This window comes from Streptomyces sp. (genome assembly GCF_036524955.1).
Classification (GTDB): domain Bacteria; phylum Actinomycetota; class Actinomycetes; order Streptomycetales; family Streptomycetaceae; genus Actinacidiphila.
This window is the reverse complement of the sequence record NZ_DATDBG010000307.1, coordinates 1-8754: the sequence shown is the minus strand read 5'-3', so window position 1 is coordinate 8754 and position 8754 is coordinate 1. Positions and strand designations below refer to the sequence as shown.

Annotated in this window: 8 protein-coding genes; 5 read left to right on the top strand and 3 right to left on the bottom strand. The window is 71.1% G+C overall.

Translation table 11 applies throughout. From position 1 onward, the window contains the following. The first annotated feature begins 354 nt into the window (after positions 1 to 354). The 4 genes from VIW71_RS24270 (at position 355) to VIW71_RS24255 (ending at position 5055) form a co-directional block, all read left to right on the top strand. Positions 355 to 1452: an ATP-binding protein gene (locus VIW71_RS24270; protein WP_331624721.1), complete on the top strand. Its 1098-nt coding sequence runs from the start codon at positions 355 to 357 to the stop codon at positions 1450 to 1452. Positions 1453 to 1583: 131 nt separating this feature from the next. After that, positions 1584 to 3182, top strand: coding sequence for a Mu transposase C-terminal domain-containing protein (locus VIW71_RS24265; RefSeq protein ID WP_414720830.1), 1599 nt, complete (start codon positions 1584 to 1586; stop codon positions 3180 to 3182). Then, entirely contained in the window at positions 3182 to 3925 is a 744-nt protein-coding gene (locus VIW71_RS24260; RefSeq protein WP_331624718.1) for an ATP-binding protein, read from the top strand. The genes VIW71_RS24265 and VIW71_RS24260 overlap by 1 nt, the downstream gene beginning before the upstream one ends. Continuing rightward, positions 3922 to 5055: a hypothetical protein gene (locus VIW71_RS24255; protein WP_331624717.1), complete on the top strand. Its 1134-nt coding sequence runs from the start codon at positions 3922 to 3924 to the stop codon at positions 5053 to 5055. Before VIW71_RS24260 ends, VIW71_RS24255 begins: the two co-directional genes overlap by 4 nt. A gap of 37 nt (positions 5056 to 5092) precedes the next feature. Here VIW71_RS24255 and tpg read toward each other — a convergent pair whose 3' ends face one another. Beyond that, on the bottom strand, positions 5093 to 5647 hold the full coding sequence (tpg, locus tag VIW71_RS24250; RefSeq protein WP_331624716.1) for a telomere-protecting terminal protein Tpg: 555 nt from the start codon (positions 5645 to 5647) through the stop codon (positions 5093 to 5095). Between the two features lie 306 nt (positions 5648 to 5953). After that, the gene (locus VIW71_RS24245) at positions 5954 to 6772 is read right to left on the bottom strand and encodes a hypothetical protein (protein ID WP_331624715.1); all 819 of its coding nucleotides are present in this window, start codon (positions 6770 to 6772) and stop codon (positions 5954 to 5956) included. A gap of 112 nt (positions 6773 to 6884) precedes the next feature. Between VIW71_RS24245 and VIW71_RS24240 the strand changes: the two genes are divergently transcribed. Beyond that, entirely contained in the window at positions 6885 to 7388 is a 504-nt protein-coding gene (locus VIW71_RS24240) for a hypothetical protein (protein ID WP_331624714.1), read from the top strand. A gap of 144 nt (positions 7389 to 7532) precedes the next feature. On the opposite strand, the gene VIW71_RS24235 is transcribed toward VIW71_RS24240, so the two are convergent. Continuing rightward, positions 7533 to 8754: MFS transporter (locus VIW71_RS24235; protein ID WP_331624713.1), on the bottom strand; the 1222-nt coding region annotated here is incomplete at its 5' end.

The window sequence follows — 8754 nt, the reverse complement described above, 5'->3', positions numbered from 1 at the left end:
CTGCGATCTCTCGGGTTTGTGGCAGTGGTGGTGAGAGACGGTTGGCCGTTGGGGTGTTGTTGCTGGTCAGTGGCCTTTTTGTGGGTTGGTGGTGACTGTCTTTGTGGGTGAGAGAGCGGGGGTGGGGTGCTGTCTGGGGTGCGTTATCTGATGGGGGGTGATGCTGTCTCAGGTTTGAGGGTTCTGATGCGGTGGGGCGGGTGAGGCCGGTGTGATCGTGGGGTGGATCAAGGTGTAGGAGCCGGTCGTGGGGCGGTGCTGCCCAGGGGGTTGGTGGTGCGTCGTCTGCTGGAGCGGCAGCGGGCGGGGGAGTTGTCGACCCGGCATGTGGTTGCGGTTGCTGAGACGGTGGGTGTGTCCGAGCGGACGGTGTGGCGCTGGCTGGAGCAGGCGAAGGCGACCGGGCGGGTGGAGCCGGGGGTCCGGCAGGGGTATGCGGTGTCGGACGAGGTGTGGGAGCTGCTGGGTGAGGCGGGGGGAAACGTCTCGGAGTTGCGGCGCCGGCTGTTGGCCGGTGCGGGCGGGGACGCTGCGGTGCCCTCGATGTCGACGCTGAGCCGGGTGGTGCGCAGGGACCGGCGGGCGGGGCGGGTGCTGGTGACCGGGCGGGGGCCTGAGGTCGCCGGGGCCCGGCGACCGGATTCTCTGGTGGAGTTGGGCCTGGACGTCGTTACGGGGGCCGGCGGGCGGGTGGTTGTTCGGGAGCAGAAGCACCTGGGGCAGGTTCCGGTGCTGGTGGCGGGTGCGCAGGTGGTGGTCACCCCGGTGGTGGAGTCGGTGGTGCGGACGGTCGCGCACGCGGCGGCGGTGGGCGCGGTGGTGTGCGTGTACGGGGACGCGGGCCAGGGCAAGACGGTCGCCCTGCAGTACGCCTTGTCGCAGTTGCCGCGCCCGGCGCGGGTGCGGCGGGTCCAGGTGGGTGTGCATTCGTCGGTGGCGGAGGTGCGCCGGGCGCTGGCCGAGGCGCTGGACCTGCGGGGGCGGCTGCCGCACGGGACGGGGGAGGCGGACGCGGTGCTGGTGGAGGCGTTGCGGCAGCCGCGGGTGCTGGTTCTGGACGAGGCGCAGCGGCTGTCGGTGTCGGCCCTGGAGTTCCTGCGGGGACTGTGGGACCACCCGGATACCGATGCGGCGCTGGTCTTTGCGGGGGCGGGCAGTGAGCGGGCGCTGCGCAGGGTGCCGGCGCTGGCGTCGCGGGTCCTGACATGGGAGCTGGTCCCGCGCATGGCCCAGGGCGAGGTCGCCACGGTGATGCAGGCATTCCATCCCCTGTGGTCCCAGGTGGCCGATCAGGACATGGCGTGGGTGGAGGAGTACGTGGGGCACGGCAATTTCCGGACCTGGGCGAAGGTCACCTCGCACCTGACGGCCGAGACTTCTGGGCGGTCCCGGGTGGTGGTCGACCGGCGGTTGCTTCAGCGGGTCTGCGGCCGGCTGACGGGACCGCTGTGAGCGCGCGCCCGGGGCCAGGCCGGCAGAATCCGGCGACAGGGCGCGCGCCTGTTCCCGATCCCGGTGCCACTCCCGCCTCCCCTGATGCGGGTCTGCCCGCGGCGTCGCTGGCGGCGCTGCGTGGGCCGGCGGTGCGCCGGCTGCAGGACGTGCGCCGTCAGGGCAGGCCCATCTCCCGGCAGGTGAGGGTGGTGGCCGAGGCGCTGGGGGTGGGGGAGCGGGCGGTGTGGCGGTGGCTGGCCGATGCCGAGCGGGGCGGTGCCGGCGTCGTTGTGACCGGCCCTCGGGAGCAGACCGGCACCCGGTTCACGGTCACGCCTGAGGTGCGGCATCTGTTCGCGCTGTGGAAGGGGAACGTGGCAGCGGTTCACCGCGAACTGGTCGCGCGGGCTGCCCGGCTGTCTCCGCCCGGGTACGTGCCTTCGCTGCCCACCCTGCACCGTGCGATCCAGCGGGATATGGATCCGGGGGAGCGGGCCGGTCTTGCGGCGGGGGAGCGGGCGGCGCGCAAGCACGACGTGTTCCTGGCGAGGCCGCGGGGCTGGCGCAACCAGGTGTGGGAGACCGACCACGTCCAGGCGCCGGTGCTGGTCGATGTGGAGGGGACCGCGCGGCGGCCGTGGATCACGTGGTTCACCGACTGCGCGACGAACGCGATCACCGGCCTTGCTGTGACACCGGGGCATCCGTCGCGGGAGTCGGTGCTGGCCGCTCTGCGCTCCGCAGTCCTGCGCGAGGACCCCTACGGGCCGTTCGGCGGTCTGCCGGAGAAGGTCCGGGTGGACCGCGGCAAGGATTTCCTGTCCAGGACGGTGACCGCCGCGTTCGATCTCCTGGACGTCGGCGTGGAGGACCTGCCCGCCTACACCCCCCACCTGAAAGGCACGGTGGAGGGCCTGAACCGGGCGGTGGAGCCGATGTTCCTGGCCGGGCTGCCCGGCTACGCCCGCCAGCCCCGCCCCGGCAAACGCCCCTCCCGTCCCAAGGACGAGATCCTGCTGGACTTCGAGGACTTCACCGCCCGGCTGCTGGAGTGGGTGCAGTGGTGGAACACCTCCCACCGGCCGGCGCCGCTGGGCGGCAGGACCCCGCTTCAGGCCTGGCAGGACGATCCGACCCCGCTGCGGGACATCCCGGCCACGGACCTGTGGACCTTCACCCTGGAGGACGCCGGCACCCGCACGCTCACCACGCGCGGGATCCGCTTCCGCAAACGCGACTACGCCGCGGCGTGGATGACCGGCCAGACCGGGATCCGGGTCCAGGTGCGGTACATGCCCCACCACGACCACCGCATCGAGGTCTTCGATCCCGCCACCGGCCGCTACCTGGGTCCCGCGGACCTGGCCGACCAGGCCACCGCAGAGCAGATCAGCGCGGTGCGCCGTGTGCGGGCCGCGCGTACCCGCCGCCTGAGGAAAGACCTCGAGGCGTCTCAGCGCGAGCGCTACGCCGCCGCCACCGAAGCCGCCCCGCCGCAGCGCCTGGGCGCGCTCAGTGCTGCGGCGGCCGACCGCGAACTCGGCGAGGCCACCGAGACGGACCTGTCGAAGCTGGCGCTGCCCGACCTGATCCCGCACGACCCGCCGCCGGCGCACTGGCGCACCCCGCCCGCCCTCGCAGCTGGCACCATCCTGCCCCCACCCGACTCCACTCCAGCTGACGCACCGACGGACGCTCCGCCAGGCACCCTGCCGGAGCCCGACACGAACCCGGCAGGAGATGTCTGATGACCGCGGCCACCTACCAGTACGTCGACCTGCCCGACGCCGCCGTGGTCACCACCCGGGCGCTGCTGACTGCGCGGGAGAACATCGCCGACACCGTCGCGGCGCGGGCCATGATGTGCATCCACGGCGGCGCCGGCTTCGGCAAGACCCTCGCGGTCAACACCTGCCTGCACGAACTCGAACCTGCGGAGGACGTCCGCCGGGTCACTTTTCGCGCCCGCCCCACCGCCCGCGCGGTGCGCTACGAGCTGTTCACCGCCCTGGACCTGCCCGGCGAGCCGCCCCGCCACCCCAGCGAGTTCGACCGCCTGCTGAAGAACGCCCTGGCGGAGCACCCCCGCACCTTCCTCGTGGACGAGGCCCAGTGGCTCAATGGCGAGGCCTTCGAATACTTCCGATACCTGTGGGACGAACCCGCCACCCGCTTCGCAGTCGTCTTCGTCGGCGGCGAGGGCTGCCACACCGTGCTGCGCCGCGAACCGATGCTCTCCTCCCGCGTCTTCATCTGGCAGCACTTCACCCGCCTCACCCCGAAGGAAGTCCAGCAGGTCATCCCCCTGTTCCACCCCATCTGGGCCGACACCGACCCCGACGACATCGCCTTCGCCGACAGCCACGCCGCCCACGGAAACTTCCGCGCCTGGGCCCAGCTGACCGCCCACACCCGTACCGCGCTCGCCCGCACCGGCCGCGCCCGCGTGGACCAGGAGCTGCTGCGCTGGGCCTTCAGCCGCCTCGCATGACGACCAACATCCCCAGCAGGCCCCCGCCGCCGGTGGTGCTCGTGCTGGACCGGTACGACGACGCGGCCCACACCCACGCCGCCCTGGCCGCCCACGACCCCGCAGCCGGCCGGATCACCCTGCACCCCGGCCCCGGCACCACCAGCGACACCGCACTCGCCCACGACCTCCTCGCCGCCCTGGGCAAACCGCCGCTGCTGCCCGGCCGCTACCCGCCGGGCCGGCAACCGGCGTGGGAGGCCGCCACCGCCTGGATCCACGCCATGACCACCGCCCGCCTCACCGTCCTGCGCGCCCACCGCCTCACCACTGGCCGCCTCGCGCACCTCCTGCGCCTGCGCGCCGTTACCGGCATCGGCCTGACTCTGGTCTGCCACCGTCCTCACCCGCCCGCCGCGCTCCACCGGGCCCTGCACGGCGTGCCCCACACCGTCACCAGCGACCTGGACACCGCCCGCTGCCACTACTACGACGGCGCCCCCACCAATTCCGCGGACCTCCCCGAGCCAGCATTCCTTCCACGCCCGCCGACTGCACGGTGGATGACGCTGCCTGCCCTGGATCGTCTCGTCTCCTACGACGTCGTCCGCCCCTGCATCGGCCCTTGTAAGCCGGCGCCGATCGCGTGGAAGCAACGCGCGGCACCACAACCGCTCACCGAACCCGCCATCCGCGAGGCCACCACCAGAATCCACCAGGCGACCGCCCACCCGCGCTTGGCCGCTGCCCTGGCCGTCACGCTGTTGACCGGCGCGTCGTTCCAGCAACTCCTCACCGTCCGTATCGACGACCTCGGCCCCAGCGCGGTCACCGTCGCCTTCCACGACCCCGCCCGCTACACCGACGGCTGCGCCACCCACCCCGCCCCGCCGTGGACGCGGCCATTCCTGCTCGCCGCCGCCTGCTTCGCCGCCCTCACCGACAGCCGGGAACTGCTGGCGAGTGCGAACGAACGCCCCCACCTCCTGCACCTTGCCGAGGACGCCAAGCTGCGCCCGACCCAGCCTCCGGGACGACGCAAGGCCGCCCCCGGCGGGCCGGTGGTGTGGGACTGGGCGGAGCGCAGGGAAGCCGAGCACTACCAGCGCTTGCTGGCCGTTCCGCGTACCGCGTCTTTCCGCGGCCGGTAGTCTTCGCCGCCCACGCCAGGCCGGCCCGGCGTGGGGGTCAGCCGATGGCGAAGTCGGCGAACTCGAGGTCGGAGAAGGCCACCCGCAGGCCGTGGGCCCGCGTTCCGCCGTCGCGGAAGTAGGCGTGCCCCAGCGCACGGGCCAGTATGACCATCTGCTGCGCCTCGTCGGCGCCAGCGTCCCGGGCGGCGAACAGCTCCCGCGCGACCGCTCCGGACAGGTGCTGGGTGATCAGCCGCCGGCGGGGATCGTCGGAGGAACCGGCCGTGGATGCGAACCCGAACCGGGCCCGGGCGTGCACAGAGAAACCCCGCGCTTCGGCCTGCACACGCAACCGCTCGCGGATCCGGGGCTGCCACCGCGCCCGGACGACCTCCTCGATCACGCGCAGCTGCGCAGCGCCCGGTGGGCGCCGTCCCGGACCGGACGTGACCCACCGCTGCACGGTCCGCTGCGACACGCCCAGAACCCCTGCCAGCCTCTTCGTGGAGCCTTTCTCCAGCCTGAGCAGGAAGCCAAGGCGGGCGGCGAGGCTTCCCGGCAGAGGCCGGGTACGCAGAGCCCGCTCCAGACCGTCATTGATCTCACCCAAGGCCCGCTCCTCTCACACACTGCTGTCGGTACCCAGGTGTCCCACACCCTCACTGTGGCCCCGCCCTGTTCCTACGTACCGCTGCCCGCGACGGCTTCCTCTGCTACTCGTTTCGTGGCCTACAGGGCTGCCAGATCGAGTGGACGGGACCGTACGCCGGCAGGCGCCGAGGAGCGGCCTCTCCTAGGTACGGCTGTCGGTACCGCCCGGGGTGCCCTACGGTTCGGCCTCCGCCTTCGGGGCGCCCATGTCGTTGCCGCGTTATCGGCATATGCCCAGCTCGGTGAGCGTCGTGTGCCGCTGGCCTCAGCTTTCTTGTGGGGCTGGCTGGTTCTTGCGCCGCCGGCGCAGGGCACGTTGGGCTTGGGCGCGGGCGCATTCCCGGGTGCAGTATTTAATGCCACTGGTGCGGTTTTGCCCGTACTCGGCGCGTCCGCGTTGGCGTACGAAGGGTCGGCGGCAGGTCTCGTTGGCGCATTCGCGGATCGTGGCGTCTTCAGCAAGGTGGTTGTACAGCTGCAGGAAGGCGACCGAGAGGATGGTGGGATAGCGCTCGGTCAGGCTGCCGATGCCGATGCTGAACGGTTTCAGCGCGCCATTCAACTCAGCCACCAGGTCGCCGATCCTGATGTCCAGGACGAGTTCGCGCAGATGGCCCAGGTCGCGTGGCCATGCCTCGTTCCGACGTGTGTTCCGGGAACGCCAGTACGCCAGCTGCTCCTCGCCGACTTCGGGCTCGATGAGCGCGTCGAGTCCGCCTTTGCGCCGCAGGGCAAGCCAGGTGGTGATGGCCGCCTGGGCCTGCGTGATGTAGAGCGTGGCCAGTTCGCCGTGCAGGCAGAACGGCCCGTGCCGCGGGTGCTGGCGCTCGGTGAGCTCCTTGAGGCGCTCGTATTCGTCGACGTCCCAACTGCCGGTGGTGATGCTGCCGCCCAGGTGTCCGTAGGTGCGCATCAAGGTGGCCACGCCGTCGAGATCGGCGGGGTCAAGTTCCATGAACTCACGCAGGTAGAAGTCCTCCGGGAGCGGACTGGTCTCTCGGGTGCCTCGCACATGCGGCTCCCAGACGATCCAGTCGCCGTCGGCTCGTGCTTTGGGTACCGGCTCCAACTGCGGTGCAGGCACGGGTGTCCCCGGCCAGAGCGTGGGACGAAAGCGTGGGTCAACGTATGCCGTCATACAGGGCATCATAGCTATGCAGAAGTAGCACGAAAAGGTAGCTGTTCGTATCACGCAGATGGAAGCTATGGGAGGGCAGGCACTGGTGACGCAATGGCAGGACCGCATGAGAGTCGGCGAGGCACACGAACAACGCGTCGCCGTAGAACTGCAGTTACGCGGGTGGACGGTCCAGCGCTGCGGACAGGGTTCCTTCCCGCCTGCGATCAGGCAGGCTCTGGCACGCACCGACTCCGCGTTGCGGTACTTCCCCGACCTGATCGCCGCCCGCGACGGTGAACTGGTCACCATCGACGCCAAGGACCGCATGCCGAGCACCCACACGGACCGCTACGCGATCAGCACCGCCGCGCTGAAAGCCGGTCTGCTTTTCACCGCCACCCACGCCCCAACGCCGCTGTACTACGTGTTCGGTGACTTGAACGTCCTGACCCCCTCTGAGGTCCACCACTACAGCACGCACACCCGACATCACCCCAGTGGAGCCTGGTTCCTGGTCGCCACACGCCAGGCTCATCCCTTCGAGGAAGTCTTCGGTACGAACACCGCTATGGCCGCATGAGCGGCGCTGACCCCGCCACCCCGGTGCCACGGCTGGCGTCGACGTCGCCACGGTCGTCTACATCCACCACGGCGAGTCCCGTCGCCGGCGTCTGCTTGCTGAAGCCCGCCGCCACATCGTCCGCGAGCTGGGGGCTTTGATCGCTCACGCTGCTGGACTGGCGTTTTTCGGGGGGCTGTTGGTGGGGGTGGGCTGGGGGTGTATGGCTGCTGTGCGGATGCGGCGGCTGGTGTAGGCCAGTGCGGTGGTGGTGGCGAGGGCTGCTGCGGACCATGTGAATGCGCCGCGGACGCCTGCTGCGTCGGTCAGGGTGCCGAACAGGGCGAAGGAGACGGGGGCGAGGCCGATTGCGGAGAAGGTGACGAGGGCCATGACGCGGCCGATGAACTCGGGGTCGGTGCGGATCTGTACGAAGCCGAGCAGCAGGGCGCCCGCGGGTCCGGTGGTGACGCCGAGACAGGCAGCGGCTGCGCATGCGGTGGGGAGGTTGGGCGCGGCGGCGATGGCGGCCAAGAAGACGCTGCCTGCGGCTACCCATCTCAGGCCGGCGGCGGCCGGGGTTTCGGGGCGGCGGCTGCGGCCTGCTGTCCATGCCGCTCCTGCCACGGCGCCGGCCGCGAATGTGGCGATGGTCCAGCTGAAGCCTGCCGCTCCCCAGCCGCGTTGGGCGGCCAGCAGCGCGGTTCCGAGGTTGAGCGGGGCGGTGAGGACCAGGTTGAGCATGGTGACGGTGAGCAGGATGGGGCCGAGTACCGGGTCGGTGGCGACGTACCGCAGGCCGCTCCACGTCGCGCGTACCGTCCCTTCGGCGGGTGCGGTCGGCTGTGGGAGGGCCGGGCCCGCGGTGGTGTGCGCTTGTGTGGTCGGCAGTTTCCACAGCAGGGCGAGCGCGAGGGCGAACAGCGCGGCGTTGACCGCTGTCGCCGTTTGCAGATCGCCGATGGCAACGATCGCGCCGCCGAGCGGTGCTCCGATGACGGATGCCACCCGCTGGAGCGTCTGCACCGCGCCTTGTCCTGCCGGGAGGGCGTCATGCGGCAGCAGGTGCGGGGGAAGTGCGGCGGCTGCGGGCATGTGCATGGCGTCGACGGCGCCGAACGTGCCGGCCACTGTGATGAGCAGCCACACGTTGTCGGCGCCCCATGCCAGGACGGCGACGGTACCGGCCACCATGATCGCGACACGTAGGCTCTGACTGATCAGAGCCTGCTTCAGTGCGCCCAGTCGGTCGGCGAGGGCGCCTCCGAACAGCAGTAGCGCGGCCCGGGGGACCGAGGCGCACGTCATGATCAGTGAGGTCTGGCTGGTGGACCCCGCTTGGCTGGCGGCCCAGCCGAGCGCCACGAACCAGACCTGGTCCCCTAAC

What these genes read in the sequence shown, in the direction of transcription:
- VIW71_RS24240 (WP_331624714.1), top strand. Translation starts at nt 6,885, where the DNA reads ATGGAAGCTATGGGAGGGCAGGCACTGGTGACGCAATGGCAGGACCGC.
- VIW71_RS24260 (WP_331624718.1), top strand. Translation starts at nt 3,182, where the DNA reads ATGACCGCGGCCACCTACCAGTACGTCGACCTGCCCGACGCCGCCGTG.
- VIW71_RS24255 (WP_331624717.1), top strand. Translation starts at nt 3,922, where the DNA reads ATGACGACCAACATCCCCAGCAGGCCCCCGCCGCCGGTGGTGCTCGTG.